This is a genomic window from Citricoccus muralis (assembly GCF_003386075.1).
GTDB classification, from domain to species: Bacteria; Actinomycetota; Actinomycetes; order Actinomycetales; family Micrococcaceae; genus Citricoccus; species Citricoccus muralis.
This window is the reverse complement of record NZ_QREH01000001.1, coordinates 3,164,510-3,185,031: the sequence shown is the minus strand read 5'-3', so window position 1 is coordinate 3,185,031 and position 20,522 is coordinate 3,164,510. Positions and strand designations below refer to the sequence as shown.

Annotated in this window: 15 protein-coding genes and 1 riboswitch; of the genes, 7 read left to right on the top strand and 8 right to left on the bottom strand. The window is 69.1% G+C overall.

What is annotated here, in order from left to right:
• Positions 1 to 175 precede the first annotated feature (175 nt).
• Positions 176 to 994 (bottom strand): sensor histidine kinase, encoded by an 819-nt coding sequence (locus C8E99_RS14215; RefSeq protein ID WP_170144620.1) that lies wholly within the window; start codon positions 992 to 994, stop codon positions 176 to 178.
• A gap of 792 nt (positions 995 to 1,786) precedes the next feature.
• Here C8E99_RS14215 and C8E99_RS14205 point away from each other — a divergent pair.
• Positions 1,787 to 2,482 (top strand): response regulator, encoded by a 696-nt coding sequence (locus tag C8E99_RS14205; protein WP_115932847.1) that lies wholly within the window; start codon positions 1,787 to 1,789, stop codon positions 2,480 to 2,482.
• 7 nt (positions 2,483 to 2,489) lie between these two features.
• Here the strand turns inward: C8E99_RS14205 and C8E99_RS14200 are convergent, their stop codons facing one another.
• From C8E99_RS14200 to gcvP, 5 genes are all read right to left on the bottom strand, one after another.
• Positions 2,490 to 3,797, bottom strand: coding sequence for a Y-family DNA polymerase (locus tag C8E99_RS14200; RefSeq protein WP_115932846.1), 1,308 nt, complete (start codon positions 3,795 to 3,797; stop codon positions 2,490 to 2,492).
• A 44-nt stretch (positions 3,798 to 3,841) separates the two neighbouring features.
• On the bottom strand, positions 3,842 to 4,270 hold the full coding sequence (locus tag C8E99_RS14195; RefSeq protein ID WP_115932845.1) for a LexA family protein: 429 nt from the start codon (positions 4,268 to 4,270) through the stop codon (positions 3,842 to 3,844).
• An 18-nt stretch (positions 4,271 to 4,288) separates the two neighbouring features.
• Positions 4,289 to 5,428 (bottom strand): thermonuclease family protein, encoded by a 1,140-nt coding sequence (locus C8E99_RS14190; RefSeq protein WP_115932844.1) that lies wholly within the window; start codon positions 5,426 to 5,428, stop codon positions 4,289 to 4,291.
• 175 nt (positions 5,429 to 5,603) lie between these two features.
• Complete coding sequence (gene gcvT, locus C8E99_RS14185) at positions 5,604 to 6,854, bottom strand: glycine cleavage system aminomethyltransferase GcvT (RefSeq protein ID WP_115932843.1); 1,251 nt, start codon at positions 6,852 to 6,854, stop codon at positions 5,604 to 5,606.
• Positions 6,855 to 6,865: 11 nt separating this feature from the next.
• Positions 6,866 to 9,898 carry an aminomethyl-transferring glycine dehydrogenase gene (gene gcvP / locus C8E99_RS14180; protein ID WP_115932842.1) on the bottom strand — a complete coding sequence of 1,011 codons (3,033 nt, stop codon included), beginning with the start codon at positions 9,896 to 9,898 and terminating at the stop codon, positions 6,866 to 6,868.
• Positions 9,899 to 10,042: 144 nt separating this feature from the next.
• Positions 10,043 to 10,174: riboswitch (glycine riboswitch) on the bottom strand.
• Positions 10,175 to 10,340: 166 nt separating this feature from the next.
• Here gcvP and C8E99_RS14175 point away from each other — a divergent pair.
• Positions 10,341 to 10,670, top strand: a complete 330-nt coding sequence (locus C8E99_RS14175; RefSeq protein WP_147301248.1) for a DUF3592 domain-containing protein — start codon at positions 10,341 to 10,343, stop codon at positions 10,668 to 10,670.
• Here the strand turns inward: C8E99_RS14175 and C8E99_RS14170 are convergent.
• Positions 10,667 to 11,920, bottom strand: coding sequence for an MFS transporter (locus tag C8E99_RS14170; protein WP_147301247.1), 1,254 nt, complete (start codon positions 11,918 to 11,920; stop codon positions 10,667 to 10,669). The genes C8E99_RS14175 and C8E99_RS14170 overlap by 4 nt on opposite strands.
• Before the next feature lie 231 nt (positions 11,921 to 12,151).
• Here C8E99_RS14170 and C8E99_RS14165 point away from each other — a divergent pair, with 231 nt between their 5' ends.
• Both C8E99_RS14165 and C8E99_RS14160 read left to right on the top strand, forming a co-directional pair.
• Complete coding sequence (locus C8E99_RS14165; RefSeq protein ID WP_115932839.1) at positions 12,152 to 14,656, top strand: S-layer homology domain-containing protein; 2,505 nt, start codon at positions 12,152 to 12,154, stop codon at positions 14,654 to 14,656.
• Between the two features lie 128 nt (positions 14,657 to 14,784).
• The gene (locus C8E99_RS14160) at positions 14,785 to 16,353 is read left to right on the top strand and encodes a TIGR01777 family oxidoreductase (protein WP_115932838.1); all 1,569 of its coding nucleotides are present in this window, start codon (positions 14,785 to 14,787) and stop codon (positions 16,351 to 16,353) included.
• Positions 16,354 to 16,361: 8 nt separating this feature from the next.
• On the opposite strand, the gene C8E99_RS14155 is transcribed toward C8E99_RS14160, so the two are convergent.
• Entirely contained in the window at positions 16,362 to 17,273 is a 912-nt protein-coding gene (locus tag C8E99_RS14155; RefSeq protein WP_115932837.1) for an SDR family oxidoreductase, read from the bottom strand.
• Positions 17,274 to 17,352: 79 nt separating this feature from the next.
• On the opposite strand from C8E99_RS14155, the gene C8E99_RS14150 reads away from it, so the two are divergent.
• The 3 genes from C8E99_RS14150 (at position 17,353) to C8E99_RS14140 (ending at position 20,522) form a co-directional block, all read left to right on the top strand.
• On the top strand, positions 17,353 to 18,111 hold the full coding sequence (locus C8E99_RS14150) for a PIG-L deacetylase family protein (RefSeq protein WP_115932836.1): 759 nt from the start codon (positions 17,353 to 17,355) through the stop codon (positions 18,109 to 18,111).
• Positions 18,111 to 18,908: an IclR family transcriptional regulator gene (locus tag C8E99_RS14145; protein ID WP_115932835.1), complete on the top strand. Its 798-nt coding sequence runs from the start codon at positions 18,111 to 18,113 to the stop codon at positions 18,906 to 18,908. The genes C8E99_RS14150 and C8E99_RS14145 overlap by 1 nt, the downstream gene beginning before the upstream one ends.
• A 264-nt stretch (positions 18,909 to 19,172) precedes the next feature.
• Positions 19,173 to 20,522 carry a cytochrome P450 gene (locus C8E99_RS14140; protein ID WP_115932834.1) on the top strand — a complete coding sequence of 450 codons (1,350 nt, stop codon included), beginning with the start codon at positions 19,173 to 19,175 and terminating at the stop codon, positions 20,520 to 20,522.

The following is a 20,522-nucleotide window of genomic DNA, read 5'->3' as shown; positions in this document are numbered from 1 at the left end:
TCAGCGGATATTGGATTGGTGGGCCCGTATCCCCCCGGGCTTATTCCACCGTCCGATCCGTGTGCACCGTCTCATGGGGCCCTTTCAGGTTAACCCGCGTGGTGACCTGACTGCCATTGGACCTTTGGCTAGTCTTGTGACCATATATGTGACGCATGTCACATCAATAACCTGACTAGGCGTTGGCTCCGTGCAGGGGAACCTCAGCCCGGACCCTCCACCACTGACCGTCGCGCACCGAGGACATGGTCCCCCCGAAGGCGTCCACGCGGTCCCGCATCCCGATCAGACCGCTGCCGGAGGAATTCCATCCCGCGCGCGTGGCCGATCCACTCATCGGCAGGGTGTTGTCCACGGCGAGCTCCAATTGCCCCTCCCGGACGTGCACGGCGATGCGGCATTCGCCACCTTCCCCGGAGTGCTTGGCCACATTGGTCACGGCCTCCTGGAGGACGCGATACAAGGCGGTCTCAACACTCTGGGGAATGTCCTGCTCCAGATCGCCAGTGTCCACGGTCGTGAAGATCCCCAGGCCCTCCAGCATCCGTCCGAACTTCACCGCGCCATACTCGAGATCCAGCGCGGAGGCTCCTTCACCGAGTTCCCGTTGCGCGGATTCCTGATCGCCCGCCACCAGGCCCTCCGCCTGCAACAGGGACAACATCCGCCGCAGGTCACCCAGAGCTTCGCCGGCCGAGCTGCCGATGACATCCACTGCCGTCTTGGCGGCCTCATCTGTTCCGGCATAGGTGGCGGCACGTGCCTGCATCGAGATGATGGTCAGATTGTGGGCCACGATGTCATGCAGGTCCCGGGCCAGGGAACGTCGCTCCTCCTGGGCAGCTATCGCTGCCCGTCGAGTGGCGTCAGCTATCCGTCGCCGATCTTGCGCACGACGGTCAAGGGACCAGCCGATGAAGAACCCGATGCCCCAGGCTGCCAGGATCAGAGGAAGAGTGATCCAGACGACGTCCCCGTCGTCCGGCGATGTCACTGGAATGAAAGCGACCCAGACTATGGCGACGGTAAGTGCTATGTACTTGAATAGCGTCGTCGTGGTGGCGGCCACGACCGCAAGCATGAGCGGTAGGACCAACATCAGAAAGGCGACAGACCCGCTTTCGCCCACCATATGACTTGCCAGCAGAGCGGGAATCAGCCCGACAAAAGCATACGTAGTCCGCATCCACAGGACATAGAAGGACAGGCTCGTCAGGATGTTGACGAGAGACGTGCCAGGAGAATCACTGGCCTCACCACCCAGCGCAGTGACGACATCCGAAACCAGAGAAAACGTGATGAAGATGGATACCACCACGAGCAGAATCTGATTCAGAGGCCGAGAATGCCAAAAGCCGGCCGATTCCGCGGAGGATCCGACCGGCATATCTGGAGTCATGAGTTACTCGTTAGCAGAAGAACCCGAACGTCATGCACCAAAAGGTCTTAGAACCCGCGCCCGCTCCCATGGTGGACATCCCACCGGAGGATCCCTTTTCGAGGGGCTGGGTCTGGAGCGTGGGGGACAACGCTGATGACGGGGTCGGGGTTTCCGCGGCCGCAGCCGGGGAAACGAGGAGGGCGGAGGAGACGAGCACAGCGGCCGCTGAGGCCAAAAGGGTGCGTTTCATAGCTTCATTATCACCGTCCGATGAGGCATTCTCCACATTCAGAGGACTTTTACAGCATATTCCTAGGTTGGAGCACGGCGTGGCGCCGCAACAGGGGTCAATGCCGGTTTGAACAGGTCAAGCCCTTCTGCCGTTTTCACGACTACGCTGAACCCATGCCGGATTCCTCTCCCTCTCCCCTGTCTGTGTTGATCGTCGACGACCAACCGTTGATGAGCGGAGCACTCAAGTTGCTGGTTGAGAACACCGCCGACATGAATTGCGTGGGCATCGCCGCCAACGGCGAGGAGGCATTGGAGTCCATCCGCGCCGCCCGCCCGGATGTGGTGCTCATGGACATGCAGATGCCCGTCATGGGCGGCGTCGAGGCCACCGAGCGCATCACCGCGGAGTTCCCGGACACCAGCGTCCTGGCCATCACCACGTTCACCTCGGAGCCCTATCTGGTGCCGGCATTGAGGGCGGGTGCGGCCGGTTACCTGCTCAAGGACGCCGACCCGGAAACCATCATCAGCGCCATCTGGAGCGTGCATCGCGGGGAGTCCGTCCTCTCCCCTGCCGTGACCCGCAAGCTACTCTCCTCCATTGAGGACGACCGTCCCGGGGTCGGCGCGGCCGCAGTGTCCCCCGGCGACCCGGATGGCTCGGATCTGACGCCTCGGGAGCTCGATGTTCTGCGCCTGCTGGCGCGCGGCCGGTCCAACCCGGAGATCGCCGAGGAGTTGCATATCTCCGAATCCACGGTCAAGGCGAACCTCTCCAAGATCATGGACAAGCTCGAGGTCCGGGACCGCGTCCAGGTGATCATCCGGGCCGCGCAGCTCGGGCTCGTCACCCTCTCCCTGGGCTGACTCCGCCTCAGGCCCGGACCACGGGCAGCTCCGAGAACCTCGTGGTGTACTGCGGTGAGGCGAACTCACGGCGCATGGTCCAGGTCCCTTGCTCGGTCAGTCCGCCACGACCGAGGCCGATCGAGTTACCGCCGAACCGTCCGCGGACACGCTCCAAGACGTCCTCCAGGTGCCGGTCGGGGCCGCCGTCGGATCCGTCTGACCCTTCGATGTCCTCGAACCCGGTCAGCATCTCCTGCCCCGTTCCCGCCGGCCCCAGCCCGGACAGCATGACGCCGGCGCGGGTGTAGGGCACCCCCTCCCGTAGCACTGACCGCATTGCGCCCACGGCCGCCCGGGTGATGGCGATCGGGTCGGCGGTGGCCCGCGGGAGGGCCACCGACCTGGAGACCGATCCATCGGGCCCGGAAAACCGGGAGGTCCCGGCCGTGACCAGGACGGTCCTGGCTTGCTGACCCTGAACAGCCAAGCGGGCTGCGGCGCGCTGCGCGTAGAGGTTCATGACATCGTCCATGTCTGCACCGGTCGTCACCGGCCTGGAGAAGGAACGCGAGAAGATGACCTGGGCCGGGCCCGCCTGCTCGTCCACGTCCGGAACGCATGGCACTCCGCTCAGCTCCAGGACGGTCCGTTCCAGCACCACGGAGAACCGGGAGCGGATCCACGCCGGGTCCGCGGAACGCAGTTCGGCGATGCTCCGGATCCCCAGCCGTTCCAGCTTCTCCCCTGACTTGCGGCCCACGCCCCAGACCTCGGTGACGGGAAGCCGCTCCATCAACCGGTCCACGAAGGCGGGCCGGGCCGCTTCCATGGAGAAGACGCCTCCGATTCTGGTGTCGTCCGGGTTGTTCTTGGCCACATGGTTGGCGAACTTTGCCAACGTCTTGGTCGAGGCGATCCCCACGCACACCGGGAGCCCGAGATGGCGGGCCACCGCCGCCCGGGCTTCACGCCCGGACTGAAGGGCCTGCTGCGGGGTACCGGTCAATCCGATGAAGCACTCATCGATCGAGTACACCTGCTGCCAGGTGCCCCAGCGGCCCAGCAGCTCCATCACGCGGGCGGACATGTCCCCGTAGAGCTCATAGTTGGAGGAACGCGCCACGAGTCCCCAGGCGGCAGCCTGCGGGGCGATCTGGAACCACGGCATCCCGGTGGTCAGCCCCAGGGCCTTCGCCTCCGGCGATCGCGCCACCACGCAGCCGTCGTTGTTGGACAGCACGACCACCGGTCGGTTCTCCAGCCGGGGATCGAAGGCTCGCTCGCAGGCGACGTAGAAGTTGTTGACGTCCACCAGGGCCAGGTGATCAGTCACCACACACCCCTTCCCGGCTGGAAACTGTGGGCCTCACCGTACGCTCAGAGTCGGTGCAGGCAGTAGGTGGCCACGCCCCAGATCTCCAGGTCGTCCACATCCTCCACTTTGAGAGGCACGGCGCCGTCATCTGTCTGCAGGGAAACGGCGCGCCGGCCCTGTGCGGTCCCGAGGACCAGCCGGCGCACCAGGAGTTCCCCGTTGATCACGGCCACCACCACCGAGCCGTCCTGCGGGGTGGCCGCCCGGTCCACCACCAGCTCGTCGCCGTCCCCGATGCCGGAACCAACCATGGCCTGTCCGGACACCCGCATCAGGAACGTCGAGGTACGGTCCCGGACGAGTTCCCGGTTCAAGTCGATCCCACCGTCCAGGTAATCCCGGGCGGGAGAGGGGAAGCCGTGGGCGCGGGGCACCTGCCCAGCGGCCGACGTCGGCTCCGGCCCGTCCGCGGGCGGCGGCGTGATGGTCATGCGGTCGCCGCGCGGACCCTAGTCGTCTCCGCCGGCGTCGGTCTCCGTGGAGGACGGAGACGCCGAGCTGGAAGACGGTGTCGGCGACGGGGACGGGGAAGCAGAAGCCGAGGCCGAGTCAGAGGCAGAAGCGGATGCGGACGCGGACGCGGACGCGGAAGCTGACTCTGTCTGGCGCCGTTCTTCCTTGGCCTTGGCCTGGCGTTCGGCCTCCTCACGCTGAGCCTTCTCGCGCTGCGCCGCCTCCTGGCGTTCAGCCGCCTCGCGCTGGCGCTTCGCCTCAGCCTGCCGCTTCTCCTCAGCCTGACGTTCGAGTTCCTCCCGCTCACGGGTCTGCAGCACGTTTCGCGTGCTGTTCATCGCCTTCAGGTCCGCTTGCGCGGCGGACAGAGCGCCCGTCAGCTTCTCCTCCAGCCGGGGCACGTCAGCGGCCCAGGCGAGCGAGGCCAGGGAGGTCCCCTCGGGTTCGATGGTGGCGAAGGCCTTCTCCGCGGCCACACCCTGCTCGACGGCGGCCGAGATCGCCTCGATCTGGGTTTCGGCCTCCTCGGAGGTGGTGGGGTGGTCCTCCGGCAGGTCCTCCAAGGCGGCCAGCGCGGGACCGATCCTGCCGGCCAGGGTGCACGGCTCAGCCGATGAGTACAGTCCGGACTCCTCGCTGCGCGCGGTCGTCTGGGCCTCGCCCAATTCGCTGCCGAAGCCTTCCCTCGGCTGCTCGGGCAGCGGCACGGCGAACCCTGCCTCAGCCTGCTGGAGATTGACGACCTCGCCCCCGTGGTGGACCAGTGCCAGCCGGGTGCCCTCGGGGCCGTCCGACTCCTCCGGATACTCCAGCTGGACAGAGTCTCCCGGCTCGAGGAGGGTCGCCAGGTTGGCCATGGCCTCGTCCGCGAGGCAGTTCTCCACGGTGGGTTCCTCCCCCTCGGCTGCCGGCCGGGGAACCATCACACCGGCCAGCGTCACGGTCTCCTCGGTCCCATCCATGTTCACCACGAAGGTCTGGCCATCCTCCACGCGCACCACATGGCCGTTGGATTCGGCGGTGCGTACGCCCTTGATGGCGCTCAACACGGCCAGGGTCAGCAAGAGTGCCGCGAGAAGGACGAACGCGATGATGCCCAGTACGGGGACCCGTCGGGCTGTTCGCTGTTCTGTCATGTTCTTCCTGCAGTGGGGGGATCGCGGTGGCACTGAAGCTCGGGCAACGGAGGATAACCAGGGTGGCGCGCAGGGCCCGCAAGCTCAAGGAAGTGTACCAAGCAGGCCCTCCTCTCCCGGAACCCAAGGGTTGGACGACGCCGGCCGGTCGGCTGGCGCAGCGGCCGCGGGGGCACTACTGGGCGCGGCGGTAGAACGGCGGTTCCACCACGGTGAACGGCTCGGCCTTGCCGCGCAGGTCCACGGAGAGCTCCGTGCCAGCGTCCTTGTACGCGACGTCGATGCGGGCCAGGGCGATCGGGTGGCCCAACGTGGGGCTGGGGACCCCGGAGGTGACCTCGCCGATCTGGTTCCCGCCGCCGTCCAGCACGGGATACCCGGCCCGCGCGGCCCGACGGCCGGTGCCCTTCAACGCGACGATCGTCTGGCCGGTGGTGATGCCGGTGCCGGCCTGACGGGCGGCCAGCAGGGCGTCTCGTCCGACGAAGTCGCCCTCCTTGGTCTTGAGCGGCACCGCGGTGCCGGCCCCCGACTCACTCGGCAGGTGGCCGAGGTCGAGCTCGTTGCCGTAGAGCGGCATGCCGGCCTCCAGGCGCAGGGAATCGCGGCTGGCCAGCCCGCACGGGAGCAGGCCGACGCCGAGGCCCTCCGCGGCCCCGAGGAGCGCGTGCCAGACCGCGGTGGCCGCGGTCGACAACGCCCCACGGTCAGCCACGGGTCCGATGATCAGCTCGAAGCCGTCCTCGCCGGTATACCCGGTGCGGGCGGCCAGGACGGTCACGTCGCCGGCCTCCCCACCGGTCCGGATGGTGGCCGGACGGGCGGAGTAGTACCTCATCCCGCCCAGCTCGGCGGCTTCTCCCTCGGGAAGGACGGCGGCGAGGATCCTGGCGGCTTCCGGGCCCTGCACTGCGACCAGGGCCGTTTGCGAGGACTCGTTGCGGACCGTGGCGTCGAATCCGGCGGCGCGCTCGGTCAGCGCAGCCGCCACGGCCGGGGCGTTGCCGGCGTTCGGGACCACGAGGAACTCACGCGCCTCCGGTTCGGTCGTGTCACTGCCGTCCGCAGCCTCACCCGTTCCGGACCCGGCTCCGCCCCCGTCCAGCCGGTAGACGATCAGGTCATCCAGAACGGTCCCGGAATCGGTGCAGATCAGCGAGTACTTGGCGCGCCCCGGGGCGACGGCGGACACCCGGGCCGTCAGGGCGTAGTCCAGCGCCTCGGCCGACTGCGGGCCGCTGACCCTCACCTCACCCATGTGGGACAGGTCGAACAGGCCGGCGGAGGTGCGGACGGCCTGGTGCTCGGCCAGCTCGGAACCGTACTTCAGGGGCATCTGCCAGCCGCCGAAGTCGGTGAAGGAGGCTCCGGCCTCCACGTGGACGCCGTGCAGCGGCGTGGTGCTGTTGCTGGTGCTCTCGCTCATGGTGGGTCCTGTCAGTGGGAGACGGAGGAAGAGGTCTCGATGTTGTCCGCGACGGCGGTGACCGACGCCGCGGCGTCGGCGGGATCCGATGCCTCGAAGGACTCGATCGGCGGGCAGGAGCAGAACAGGTTGCGGTCCCCCCAGGCGCCGTCGATGCGGCCCACCGGTGGGAAGTACTTGTCCCGGCGCAGCGAGTCCACCGGGTAGGCGGCCTGCGAGCGCGGGTAGCTGCGGTCCCATTCGTCCGCGGTGAGCACCTCGGCAGGGTGCGGGGCGTTGCGCAGCACGGAGTCGGTCAGCGTCTGAGGGGTAGTAGCCTCCATCTCGGCATGGATGGCCAGCATGGCGTCGATGAACCGGTCGATCTCGGCCAGGTCTTCGGACTCGGTCGGCTCCACCATGAGGGTGCCGGTCACCGGGAACGCCAGGGTGGGGGCGTGGAAGCCGTAGTCGATCAGGCGCTTGCAGACATCCTCGGCTGTGACCCCGGACTTCGCCGTGAGCTCCCGCAGGTCCAGGATGCACTCGTGTGCCACCAGCCCGGTCTCGCCGGTGTAGAGGATCGGGAAGGCATCCCCGAGCTTCTTCGCGACGTAGTTGGCGTTGAGCAGGGCGTACCTGGTGGCCTCGGTGAGCCCCTCGCCGCCCATCAGGTACAGGTAGGCCCAGGAGATCGGCATGACGCCGGCCGAACCGTACGGTGCGGCGGTGATCGGGTGCTCGGCGCTGGGCAGGTACGGCTTGAGGTGCTCGGCCACGGCCACCGGGCCCACTCCGGGTCCGCCACCGCCATGCGGGATGCAGAAGGTCTTGTGCAGGTTCAGGTGGGAGACGTCCCCGCCGAACTGCCCCGGCTGGGCGAGGCCGACGAGCGCGTTGAGGTTCGCGCCGTCGATGTAGACCTGTCCACCGGCCTCGTGGACCTTGCGGCAGACCTCGCGCACATCGGCGTCGTAGACACCGTGCGTGGAGGGGTAGGTGATCATAATGGCCGCGATCCTGCCGGAATTGGCCTCGATCTTGGCCTCGAGGTCGGCCGAGTCGATGGTGCCGTCCGGTGCGGTGGCGACCACCACCACCTTGAGCCCGGCGAGCACTGCCGAAGCCGCGTTGGTGCCGTGGGCCGAGGCCGGGATGAGGCAGACGTCCCGCTCGCCCTCACCGTTGTCCAGGTGGTAGCGGCGGATGGCCAGCAGGCCCGCGTACTCACCCTGGGAACCGGCGTTGGGCTGGATGGACACCGCCGCGTAGCCGGTGATCTCGGCCAGCTTCTCCTCCAGGTCTCCCAGCAGGAACCGCCAGCCCTCGGTCTGGTGGTCGGGGGCGAAGGGGTGGATGGAGCAGAACTCCGGCCAGGAGATGGACTCCATCTCGGCGGTGGCGTTGAGCTTCATGGTGCACGAGCCCAGCGGGATCATGGTGCGGTCCAGGGCCAGGTCATAGCCCGAGAGGCGCTTGAGGTAGCGCAGCATCTGGGTCTCGGACTTGTAGGTGTTGAACACCGGGTGGGTCATGAACTGGCTGGTGCGCCGCTGGGCGGCGGGGATGCGCGCGGAAACCGGGGCGCCGGCGTCGTGGGTGGCGCTGTTGGTATTGGTGCTGGCGGCGCTGCTGTCCTGGCGGGCCGGGAGGGACTCGCGCGGGGCGCCGAAGGCGGAGAGCACCGCCACGAGGTCCTCATCCGTGGTGGTCTCGTCACAGGAGATGCCGACCGTGCCGGCGTCCACGAGACGCAGGTTGACCCCGGCTGCCTCGGCGGCGGTGACCACGGTGCGGGCCAGGCCCGGGACCGAGACCTGGACGGTGTCGAAGAAGGCGTCCTGGGTGAGCCGGAAGCCCTCAGTCTCCAGGGCGGCGGCCAGGCGGGTGGCCTGGCGGTGGGCGTGCTGGGCGATCGCGGTGACGCCCTCCGGGCCGTGGTAGACCGCGAACATGGAGGCCACGATGGCCAGCAGGGCCTGCGCGGTGCAGATGTTGGAAGTGGCCTTCTCGCGGCGGATGTGCTGCTCGCGGGTCTGCAGGGCCAGGCGGTACGCGGGCCGGCCCGCGGCGTCCTGGGAGACGCCGACCAGGCGGCCGGGCAGCTGGCGCTCGAGGCCCTTGGGGACGGCCATGTAGGCGGCGTGGGGGCCGCCGAAGAACAGCGGGACGCCGAAACGCTGGGTGTTGCCGACGGCGATGTCCGCGCCCTGCTCTCCCGGAGGCGTGATCAGGGCCAGGGACAGCAGGTCGGCGGCGATCGCGACCATGGCTCCCCGCTCCTTGGCCTGGGAGATCGCGGCGGAGTGGTCATGGATCCGGCCGGAGTCGCCGGGCTGCTGGAGGACGATGCCGCACAGGCCCTTCTCGTCCAGGTCAGCACTGAGTTCGGCGGGCAGGCCGGCGGCGAGGTCGGCGGTGCGGACGTCCAGGCCGAGCGCCAGGGCACGGCCTTCGATCACGGCCCGGGTCTGCGGATAGAGGTCCGCGTCCAGCAGGGTGATGCCGCCGGACGCCGTCCTGGCGGACTTCTTGTTGGCACGGTGCATCAGCAGGACGGCCTCGGCGGCGGCTGAGGACTCGTCCAGCATCGAGGCGTTGGCGATCTCGAGGCCGGTGAGGTCGGAGACCATGGTCTGGAAGTTCAACAGGGCTTCGAGGCGGCCCTGGGAGATCTCCGGCTGATACGGCGTGTACGCGGTGTACCAGGCCGGGTTCTCAAGCACCTTGCGCAGCACCACGGGTGGGGTGACGGTGTCGAAGAAGCCGCGGCCGATCATCTGGGTCTTGACGATGTTGCGGTTCGCGATGGCGCGCAGGTCCTCCAGCACGGCTGCCTCGGTGAGGGCCGGCGGCAGGTTCAGCGGGGTCTGCTGGCGGATGTCAGCGGGGACGGCCGCGTCCACGAGGTCGGCCAGGGAGTCGAAGCCCAGTTCGGCCAGCATCTGCTCGGCATCCGAGGGCCGCGGGCCGATGTGGCGGCTGGTGAAGGGGGCTGAGGCGGTGTCCCGCGGTTCGTGGCGTGGCACCGGGGTCTCGGCGGCGGTTGCGGTGGTGGTCTGCATGGTGGTCCTCCAGGGCGCTGTGGGCACGGAACGGTACCTCCCCGCTCTGTCATCAACCTGAGAGATTCCGCCCGTATCTGGAGGATACGTCCTTGCACCGTCGGTGTCCGAGGGCGCTGGGCCCCGGAGCTTTCCAGAGTCGCCATGCCCTGCGCGGTACCGGTGCCTGAGAGATTCTCGGGGAGAAATTGCTCCTTCGGCGGCCGCTCCCCCGGTGTCCGATCAGTCCAGGGGACCTCCGGCGGTGGGGTTGCGGCACTCTCCCGCGCTGGGTGCGTGACGTGCCGACCAGTCTTCCACAGACGGCCCGCCCGTGGCGCAGTTCGAGGCTCCCGATGACGGCTAGGGTGTCTGTGGCCGGCGGATCACCGCCCGCACCACGGGCACCGTCAGCGGCTACGACTTCCTGGGCGAGGGGGGCGTCCACCCGGTGGTGGACTTCGTGCTCGGCAGCAAAATGTTCCAGGCCAAGCTGAAGTACCGGGCCGTGGTCCGCATCAGCGGCAGCCTGATCGGGGGGTCACAGGTCACCAGCGATCCGCTCGCCAAGACCTTGAAGATCCGGGAGAACAGCCGCGTCTCCCGGACCCGGATCCCCGAGATCTTCCCGCTGGGATCGGCCCTCGAGGTCCACTACAACCCCGCCGATCCGCGCGAGAACTTCGCCGTCCGGGACCACGGTTCCCTGATGGGCCCGATCCTGGGGTGGGCCGGCGCCGGACTGCTGGTCCTCGCCGTGGTACTGGGCTTCTCACTCGGCCTTTCAAGCTAGCCGTTCTGGCTGCGGTTTCGACTGCGGCCGTGGGGGCGACTGCGGCGCAGCCAGAGCGGGATCCCCGCGAGCAGGATCAGGCTGGCCACCCCGGCGAAGGTGACCTCTGGGCCCAGGTAGGTGAACCCCACACCGCCGAACACCCCGGCCAGCCCCAGCCCGGTGTCGAAGCTCATGTTCCAGCCCACGCTGGCCCGGCCGTGGCTGGCGGCTCGGGCGAAGGCCATGACCAGGCTGGCGGACTGCACGGTGCCGATCCCCACCCCCATCAGCACCAGGCAGGCGGCCAGGAGCCAGGGAGATTCCACCAGGGCCACGGCCACCAGTCCGGCCGCCGTCATCGCGATCCCGGCCGTGTAGACCGCCGTGTGATCGAGCCGGTCCGTCAACGATCCCGAGATCCAGCGTCCAGCCACGGAGGCCGCCTGCATCGTCGCGATGAACACCGCCGGATGCGCGGTGTCCCCTCCCGGCCCGAACGCGATCACCAGCCCGTAGGCGGCCATGCTGACCAAGAACGGCAGCAGCACCGGCCCCAGCGCCGCCCACCACCGCGCGGCCGCCGGCCCGGAACCCGTGCCCGACGCGCGGGCCGCACCGGCCTGAGGAGCCTCGCCCTCCGATGTGGTCTCCAGGGGATCCAGCGGCTCGACGGTGCCCGTTCCGGAGACCTCAGCGGCGCGGTCCGGGACGCCGCGCAGGGCCACGAAGGCGAGCAGCACGCACGTGGCGGCCACGAGCCGGAAGGCCTCCAGTGGCACCACCCCGCTGAACCACAGCCCCAGCGGGGCACCCACGGCGGCGGCGGCCGAGGTCGCCGCCCCGAACTGCCCCAGCGCACGCCCCGCCCGGTCCGGCCGGGAGACCGCCGGGACGGCCGCCGTCGCCACCACCACCAGAACGCCGAAGCCACATCCGACGGCCACGCCGGTCACCAGCAGTGCCGCCACAGGGTGGGGGATGAAGAGGCTCGCGCCGTGGCCGCCGGCCATCAGCAGCAGGGATGACCCGATGGTCCGGCGTGGGCCCCACCTCTGGCGCAGGGCGGGGGCCGCCGGCTGCACGGCGATCACACTGAGCATCATGATGGTCAGCAGGGTGCCGCCGGTGACTGCGGTCAGTCCCCGGTCGAGGCTGATCGGCACCATGGTGGAGTAGCTGAGGAAGAAGCCGGAGAAGCCCCACACTGCGATCCACATCAGGCCCCACAGGGCTGGCTGACCTCGGACTGCGGGGTGCGGAGTGCTCACCCCCTCACCTTAGGTGGATCGACTGAACCGCAGGCGGTATCCGGCTGGCCGGGCGGCCGTAGGTGACTTGTCCAACGTCCGGCCGCCTGCCGGTCGTCCTCCGGCCACCTGACGGCCACGAACACGTCGCTTGCGGTCGCGACACTGAGGCCACCCTCGTCCACTCGCACCGCGTGGCAGCCATCGGGGAACTCCTCGCGCCGCCGTCGTGGTCTCCACCCGGAGGATCCCATGCACCACCGTCTCACTCTCTCCCCGTCCCACCCGGTGCGCCGGACCGGCTTCGGCCTCCTGGCCGCCGCCGTTCTGATCGGCACCGTTGCAGCCACCCCGGCCGCCGCCGTCGGGACGGCCCCGTCAGGCACCCTCGCCGCTGCCACCGCGGCCACCCAGGCCGAGGTCTCTGCCCCGACACCGGCCGGTGACGGATTCCGCGTGCTGCCCTACCTGATGGAGCCGTCCGCCGAGTCCGTCGATCTGGTCTGGTTCTCGGAGACCGATGAGCCGGGCAGCGTGGTGGTCGACTACCCGGGTGAGGGGACCGGCCCGGTGAGCCTGACTTCCTCTCCCGAGCACCAGCCGCTGCTGGGATACACCGACGCCGAGCTGTCCCAGGACATCAAGGGTCTGGAAAAGGGATCCTGGCTGAAGGGCGCCGAGAACTACAAACACCGGGTGACGATCCCCGGGCTGACCCCTGGAGCCGAGATTCAGTACACCGTCACCCAGGGCGCAGAGACCCACGAGTCCACCTTCACCGCCGGACCCGGCTCCGACTGGGACGAACTGCGCATCGTGGCGTTCTCGGACACGGAGACCGAGCCCTACGGCCGCACCGAGCACCGTGAATGGGAACAGTCCCCCGTCAACGGCTACACAGACGACTCTCTGGAACGCCCCGGCGAGGGCTCCGCCTGGGCCGAGAAGTTCGGGCATGCCACCCGCTACGGCTCCTTCACCCTGAACTATCCGCTGGATCAGGACACCGCGCTACAGGAGAATCTCAAGCACATCGAGGCCGCTGATCCGGACCTGATGCTGATCGCCGGTGACCTTGCACAGGGGTCTGGTTATCAGCCCGCCTGGGACGAGTTCTTCGGCTACTTCGCCGGCGAGAACGGTGATCTCGCCTCCCGGATCCCGGTGCTCACCGCCCTGGGCAACTGGGAGACGTTCGCCGCCATCAACGGCGGCTACGGCACGGCTGAGGACCAGTCCCCGGCCGTGATCTCGAGGAACAAGTACCACTCCTACTTCGAACGGACCGGCGACGGCGCGGACCAGGACAACCAGCAGTACCGCGGGTCCTACTACCGCACCGATCATGGGCCGGTCACCATCCTGACCCTGGACTCGACCAACGGTGTCCCCGACGAGGACACCGGCACCGGAGAGCTGTCCGGAGAGATCTTCTCGGGTGACGACTCGAACCTGACCGAGGAGAACCTCTCCACGGACACCCAGGGCGAGTTCACCGTCGAGAGCTACACAGAGGCGTTCAAGAAAGTCTTCCCCGGCACCACCGACGCGGACGTGGACCTGCCCAACTTCAACGAGGGCACGGCCCAGTGGGCCTGGGCCCAGGAACAGTTGAAGGACGCGCAGGAGAAGGACCAGGTCGTCCTCGTGCAGTTCCACCACGCCGCCTACTCCAACGGCGTCCACGGGACCCCGCCGAACCATGAGCACGCCGACAACCAGTCCGGCGTGGCCATGCGCGCCTACACCCCGATGTTCGAGGAGTACGGCGTCTCCGCCGTGATCTCCGGGCATGATGAGATGTTCGAGCGCTCCTGGGTGGACTCCGACGGCGACGGGAAGGGCTTCCACTCCTTCGACGTGGGTGTGGCCGCCGACGGCCTGCGCGGGGAACAGCTCGCCCAGAACGAGGAGGGCGACTACGAGCCGATCCGCTTCAACACCTCCTCCGAGTGGATGGCCGCGGCGGACGCCCCGGAGACGTGGACAGAACGCGACGGCGTGCTGCAGCTCGAGGACGGCGGGCTGCACTACGGCCACCTGCAGATCGATCTGAAGCACGTCGGCGAGGGCACCGAGGTCACCCTGTCCCCGGTCTACGTCTTCCCGGAGCTGGACAGTGAGTACAACCTGGTCGGGACCGAACGCCGCGTGTATGACGACGTCACCACCTTCACCGTGGACCGTGATGGCACCGATGAGCCGGCGACCCCTGAACAGCCGGTGGACTTCACGGACAATGCCCCGGGCTCGCAGTACTACGCACCGGTGCGCTGGCTGCAGCTGGAGGGTATCTCCACCGGCCACGCCGACGGCAGCTACCGCAAGTTCGACGACATCTCCCGTGGTGAGTCGGTGGCCTTCCTGTACCGCTACCTGGACGGCACCGCCGGTGCGGGCGAGGACTTCTCGGACGTGACGGATCAGGCCTCCTTCTATGACGAGATCAGTTGGGCCACCGCCGAAGGCGTCACCACCGGCTACATCGACGGCACCTTCCGTGCCGCCGAGGACGTGACCCGTGGCGAGTTCGTGTCCTTCCTCTACCGGGCCTCCGGAGCGGAGACCACTGCTCCCGAGGAGCCGGCCTTCCCGGACGTGGACGTGAACAGCGCGCACGCCGAGGCCATCGCCTGGGCCACCTCCCAGGGTGTCGTCAACGGCTATCAGGACGACAAGTTCCGCCCACATGAGCCGATCCACCGCGCCGAGGTCGCCACCGTGTTGAGCCACTTCGACGCGGCCGCCACGGAGTAGCGCCGTCGCTCCACTGAAACAGGCAAGAGGAGAAGGGTAGAACGAGGGTGCCGACCACGCCGGTCGGCACCCCCTTCTCGTGGCCACGATCTGGCCTCCGCGGGACCTTCCTGTGGAAGAGTTGGCCCATGCCCGTCTTTGAACGCCGCTCCTTGGTCCCCCATGACCGGTCCACCGTGTTCGCCTGGTTCTCCCGGCGCGGTGCGCTCGTCCGCCTCACGCCGCCGTTCGCCGGTTCCGTGCGGCGGGAACCGGAGGGCCTCGACGTCGGCTCGACCGCCCGGTTGGGCATCGGCGCCCCTGGGTCGCTGGGCCTGGGCCTGGAGTCGGCCACCGGCCTGGCCAGGACGGTCCTGCCCTTCCGGCTGCCGCAGTGGTTCGCCCCCGAGGCCCCCTGGACGGCTCGGCACACCGCACTGGAGCCGGACCGCATGTTCCGGGACGAGATGGCCTCGGGCCCGCTGAAGTCCTGGGTCCACACGCACACCTTCGAGGACGCGGCTCCCGGGGAAATGGACACCGCGGATGGCCGCCCCGGTTGCGTGGTCCTCGACCACATCGAGTACGAGCTTCCGGCCGGGGCCGTCCTGCGCCGCAAGGGCTCGGTGTGGTCCCGGGCCGGGCGGTGGACGGAGGAGCGCCTCGAGTCCGAGCTGGACCGGCAGTTCTCCTACCGGACCGCCCAGCTCCGTGAGGACCTGGCCTTCCACGCCGCCCACCCCGTGCCGTCCCCCGGGCCCGACGAATCCGGGGACCCACGCCGGCTGACCATCGCCGTGTCCGGGGCCAGCGGCCTGATCGGCACCCAACTATGCGCCCTGCTGGCCGGCGGCGGGCACCGCGTCCTGCGCCTGGTCCGCGGCGGCCACCACACCCCTGCGGACGAGACCATCGCGTGGGACCCGGCCTCCGGGATGCTGGACGCCGAGGCGCTCCGGAGCGCCGACGTCGTGGTGAACCTGTCTGGTGAGACCATCGGCGGGCGGCTCTCCGAGGCCCACCGATCCGAGGTGCTGCAGTCCCGGCTGGCGGCGACCGGCCTGCTCGCCCGGACGCTGGCGGACCTGGCCGACGACGGCCGGCCCCGGGCGCTCGTGAACGCCTCCGCGGTCGGCTACTACGGTGCCGAAGCCGGCACCGGCCCCCGCGGTGAGGGGCTGCGGGAGACCGATCCGCCCGGGGACGACTTCCTGGCCGAGGTCTGCCAGCAGTGGGAACGCGCCACCGCGCCGGCCGCCCGGGCCGGGGTCCGGACGGCGATGATCCGCACCGGCCTGGTGCTGACACCGGCCGGGGGTGTCCTGCAGCAGCTGCTGCCACTGTTCCTCCTCGGCGCGGGTGGTCCGCTGGGCACCGGCAAGGACCGGAACCCATGGCAGAGCTGGATCTCGATCGACGACATCGTGGGACTCTTCGCCCATGCCGCCCTCACGGACACCGTGGAGGGACCGGTCAACGGCACCGCGCCTGAACCCGTCCAGGCCCGGGACTTCGCCGCCACCCTCGGACGGGTGCTCCGCCGCCCCTCGGCCGTCCCCCTACCGGCAGCCGCCCCCACAGCGCTGCTGGGCTCTGAGGGCAACCGACTGCTGGTGGAGGCGGACCAGCGGGCCCGGGCGGACCGGGCCCAAGGCTCCGGCTACACCTACCGCCATCCGGACCTGGAATCGGCCCTGCGGCACGTGCTGGGACGCTGACCTTTAGCTCAGAACACCGGTAGTCCGCCGGTCACGCCCACCACGGAGCCGGAGACGAAGCTGGCCTCCGCGGGGCTGGCCAGGAACACGTAGGCGCCAGCCAGTTCGGCCGGCTGGCCGATCCGCCCCAACGGGGTGTCGGCGCCCATGTGGGAGACCGCCTCCGGTTCCTTGGTGGCTGGCTGGAGAGGGGTCCACACTGGCCCCGGGGCCACCGCATTCACGCGGATGCCCTGAGCACCCAACTCACCGGCGAGGTTCGCCGTGACGTTGTTCAGGGCCGCCTTGGTGGCGGCGTAGTCGATCATCGTCTCGGAGGGCTGGTAGGCCTGCACCGACGTCGTGATGATGATGCTGTCCCCCGCACCCAGGTGCGGCAGGCAGGCCCGGCTCAACCAGAGTGTGCCGTAGAGGTTGGTCTTCACGGCACGGTCCAGGTCCTGGGTGCGCAGTCCGCCGAGTCCCGGCTCGCCACGCGCCCAGTGATAGCCGGCGTTGTTGACCAGGATGTTCAGCCCGCCCAGCCCGGCCACGGCTTCCTCGGCGATCCGCTGGCACTCCGCCTCGTCACGCAGATCACCGGGGACCGCGAAGGCGTTCCGGCCGGCCTTGTCAATCCACCCGATGGTGTCCTGGGCGTCCTCGGCCTCCTCCGGGAGGTAATTGATGGCCACGTCCGCCCCCTCCCGCGCGAAGGCGATGGCCACGGCCCGGCCGATGCCCGAATCGCCACCGGTGATCAGCGCCTTCAGCCCCTCCAGCCGTCCGCGGCCGACCCAACTGGACTCGCCGTGGTCCGGCACCGGATCCATGGGCGCAGTGAGGCCGGGTGGCTCCTGCTGCTGGGCCGGCATGGTGCCGTCGGATCCTGCCATGGACCGCGCGTGGCGTCCGGTCTCCGTCAGGTCATCATCCTTCATGGTGTCCCCTCATCTGTTGGCCGGGCCTTCGCTATGCCACCCTAGGAGCACCACTGACACGGCCGGAAGGTCTGAGCCCATGACTGACACCATCCCCTCCCTGCTCCCCGTTCCCGACGACGGCTGGTCCCGGGTGCTGTGCATCGTCGCGCACCCGGATGACATGGAGTACGGCACCTCGGCGGCCGTGGCCTCCTGGACCGCGCGGGGCATCGACGTCACCTATCTGCTGCTCACGGCGGGTGAAGCCGGTATGGCCGAGCCGCCGGACGTCGTCAGACCCCTGCGGGCCGCGGAGCAGCGGGGGGCCTGTTCGGAGGTCGGCGTGGAGGACCTGCTGATCTTGGACCACCCGGACGGGATGCTCGAGTATGGGCTGGCGCTGCGCCGGGACATCGCCCGCGCGGTGAGGACCGTGCGCCCGGACGCCGTGGTCACCGCCAACTTCGACTTCGAGGCCTACGGCGGACTGAACCAGGCCGATCACCGCGCTGCCGGGCTGGCCGTGGTCGACGGCGTCCGGGACGCGGACAATCCCTGGGTCTTCCGCGATCTGGCCGAGGCCGAGGGCCTGGAGCCGTGGCACGTCTCCGCCCTGCTGGTGGCCGGCCACGAACGCCCCACCCACGCGGCGCCGGTGGATGGCGCGGCAGTGACGGCCGCCGTCGCCTCCCTGAACCGCCACGAGGCCTACCTGAAGCACGTCACCGGCCACCCGAAGCCGGAGGAGTTCATCCCGGAGATCCTGCGGGCCGGGGGCGCGCAGGCCGGCTCGGACCACGCCGTGACCTTCCGGGTATTCGACCTGGGCGGGCTCGGCGGCGGTTCGGGCAACTGATGGCCGGGGGGAACCGGGACGCCGGCCGTAGCGTCACGGACAAAGTCCTCTCCGTCATTACGGCCTTCGAGAAGGAACGCCGGCCGTTGGCCCTGACGGAGATCGCCGACCTGGCCAGGGTTCCGGTCAGCACCGCGCACCGACTCGTCGGCGAGCTCACCGATTGGGGTTTTCTCTCCCGCACGCCCAACGGCAGGTACCAATTGGGGTTGCGCATCTGGGAGATGGCCCAGAACGTGGGCCGGCAGCTGCGGGAGACGGCCCGTCCCTTCGTGCAGGACCTGTTCTCCCTGACGGGTGAGACAGCCCAGCTCGCCATCCGGGACGGCAACGAGGCCCTGTACATCGATCGCGTCTACGGCACCAAGCGGGTCCCCAGGGCCTCCCGCGTGGGCGGGCGGTTGCCCCTGCACGCCACGGCCGTGGGCAAGGTCCTCCTGGCCTACGAGGAGCACTGGGTGCTCAACGCCTATCTGCACCTGGAGCTGACCGCGGCCACCCCGCGGACCATCACCGCCCCCGGCAAACTGGCCGCCGAGATCTCCCAGGTGAAGGAGCGCGGCTACGCCATCGCCCTGGAGGAGATCCGGGTGGGGGCCTGTTCGATCGCCGTCCCTGTGTTCCACACCGGCCGGATCGGAGCCGGTCTCGGTCTGGTGGTGCCGTCCGAGCAGGTCGCCACGCTGGAGAAGCACCTGCCGGCCCTCAGAGCTGTCAGCGAGCGGATCGAGCGGGCCACCGCGCACATCCCCCTGGAGACCTTGCTGGAATCCCATCAAGCGGCGTTCCGGGACTAGCCAGGCGCCTTCCGCACTGGGCGCCGGTCGGGCGCCGGTCGGGCGCCGGTCGGGCGCCTGACCGACGTCGCTCCGAACCCCACAGGCCCCTGACGGCCTCAAGGTCGTTTCCACTGGATGGAAGCTCCGTGATGCGGATCTCCTGCTGCCAGTCCACGATGGTGAACAAGCCATCCGGGTGACCCGGATCACGCTTCACCCGGTGGCTGCCAACGTGACATCGACGTGGCCGGCCTGTCTGGTCGGCCACGAACAGGAGACGACATGACCACCGAGCCCACCAGCAGCACCGACACCCTGACCGGCCAGTGCCCCTACGGCCATGGCGCGGGCGGGGACGCTGCCGGTGCCGCCGGCGGCGCAGACGGGTCGCCCCGCGATCATCACGGCTACGAGCCCTTCCAGATGAAGAACCCCTTCCCGGCCTATGCGGAGCTGCGTGCCGAGGAGCCGGTCATGTTCGACGAGCGCATCGGGTACTGGATCGTCTCGAAGTACGACGACATCAAGGCGGTGTTCGACGACTGGGAGACCTTCTCCTCCGAGAACGCCCAGGCCCCAGTCCGTGAGCGTGGTCCGCAGGCGACGAAGATCATGGCCGAGGGCGGCTTCACCGCCTACTCCGGCCTCTCGGCCCGCGTTCCCCCGGAACACACCCGGATCCGGGCGATCGCCCAGAAGGCCTTCACCCCGCGCCGATTCAAGGTGCTGGAGCCGGAGATCCGCGCCAACGTGGTCTCCCGCCTGGAGGCTATGCTGGCCCGCGGCGGGGATGACGGAGACCGGCGGGGGGACATGGTCGCCGATCTGGCCTACGAGATCCCGACCATCACGATCCTCACGCTCATCGGCGCGGACGTGGCCAAGCTGGACACCTTCAAGCAGTGGAGCGACTCCCGCGCGGCCATGACCTGGGGTGACCTCTCCGACGAGGAGCAGGTTCCGCACGCCCACCACCTCGTGGACTACTGGGTCGAGTGCCAGCGACTGGTCGCCGAGGCCCATACCCAGGGCGGCGACCACCTGACCGCCGATCTGGTGCGCGCTCAGCAGGAGGGCGGGGAGATTACGGACCACGAGATCGCCTCGCTGCTGTACTCCATGCTGTTCGCCGGCCACGAGACCACCACCACGCTGATCTCGAACTGCTTCCGCGTCCTGCTGGCCCACCGTGAGCAGTGGGAGACCCTGGTCTCCGAACAGAAGAAGATCTCCGCCGCCATCGATGAAGTCCTGCGCTACTCCGGCTCGATCGTCGGCTGGCGCCGCAAGGCCTTGGCGGATGCTGAGGTCGGCGGCGTGCAGGTCAGGAAGGGCGACGGGCTGCTGTTGCTGATGGGCTCCGCGAACCGGGACTCCGTCCGCTTCGAGAACCCCGAGGAGTTCGACATCTCCCGCCCGAACGCCCGCGAGCACCTGTCCTTCGGATTCGGTATCCACTACTGCCTGGGCAACATGCTCGCCAAGCTCCAGGCCAAGATCTGCCTCGAGGAAGCCACCCGGCTGATTCCCTCGCTGGCCCTGGCCGGCGGCTCCGGCCAGTCCGAGATCGACTTCCGTGAGAACCTCTCCTTCCGCGTCCCCATGACCGTCCCGGTCACGTGGGCCGCCTGA

What these genes read in the sequence shown, in the direction of transcription:
- C8E99_RS14205 (WP_115932847.1), top strand. Translation starts at nt 1,787, where the DNA reads ATGCCGGATTCCTCTCCCTCTCCCCTGTCTGTGTTGATCGTCGACGAC.
- C8E99_RS14195 (WP_115932845.1), bottom strand. Translation starts at nt 4,270, where the DNA reads ATGACCATCACGCCGCCGCCCGCGGACGGGCCGGAGCCGACGTCGGCC.
- C8E99_RS14190 (WP_115932844.1), bottom strand. Translation starts at nt 5,428, where the DNA reads ATGACAGAACAGCGAACAGCCCGACGGGTCCCCGTACTGGGCATCATC.
- gcvT (WP_115932843.1), bottom strand. Translation starts at nt 6,854, where the DNA reads ATGAGCGAGAGCACCAGCAACAGCACCACGCCGCTGCACGGCGTCCAC.
- gcvP (WP_115932842.1), bottom strand. Translation starts at nt 9,898, where the DNA reads ATGCAGACCACCACCGCAACCGCCGCCGAGACCCCGGTGCCACGCCAC.
- C8E99_RS14165 (WP_115932839.1), top strand. Translation starts at nt 12,152, where the DNA reads ATGCACCACCGTCTCACTCTCTCCCCGTCCCACCCGGTGCGCCGGACC.
- C8E99_RS14160 (WP_115932838.1), top strand. Translation starts at nt 14,785, where the DNA reads ATGCCCGTCTTTGAACGCCGCTCCTTGGTCCCCCATGACCGGTCCACC.
- C8E99_RS14155 (WP_115932837.1), bottom strand. Translation starts at nt 17,273, where the DNA reads ATGAAGGATGATGACCTGACGGAGACCGGACGCCACGCGCGGTCCATG.
- C8E99_RS14150 (WP_115932836.1), top strand. Translation starts at nt 17,353, where the DNA reads ATGACTGACACCATCCCCTCCCTGCTCCCCGTTCCCGACGACGGCTGG.
- C8E99_RS14145 (WP_115932835.1), top strand. Translation starts at nt 18,111, where the DNA reads ATGGCCGGGGGGAACCGGGACGCCGGCCGTAGCGTCACGGACAAAGTC.
- C8E99_RS14140 (WP_115932834.1), top strand. Translation starts at nt 19,173, where the DNA reads ATGACCACCGAGCCCACCAGCAGCACCGACACCCTGACCGGCCAGTGC.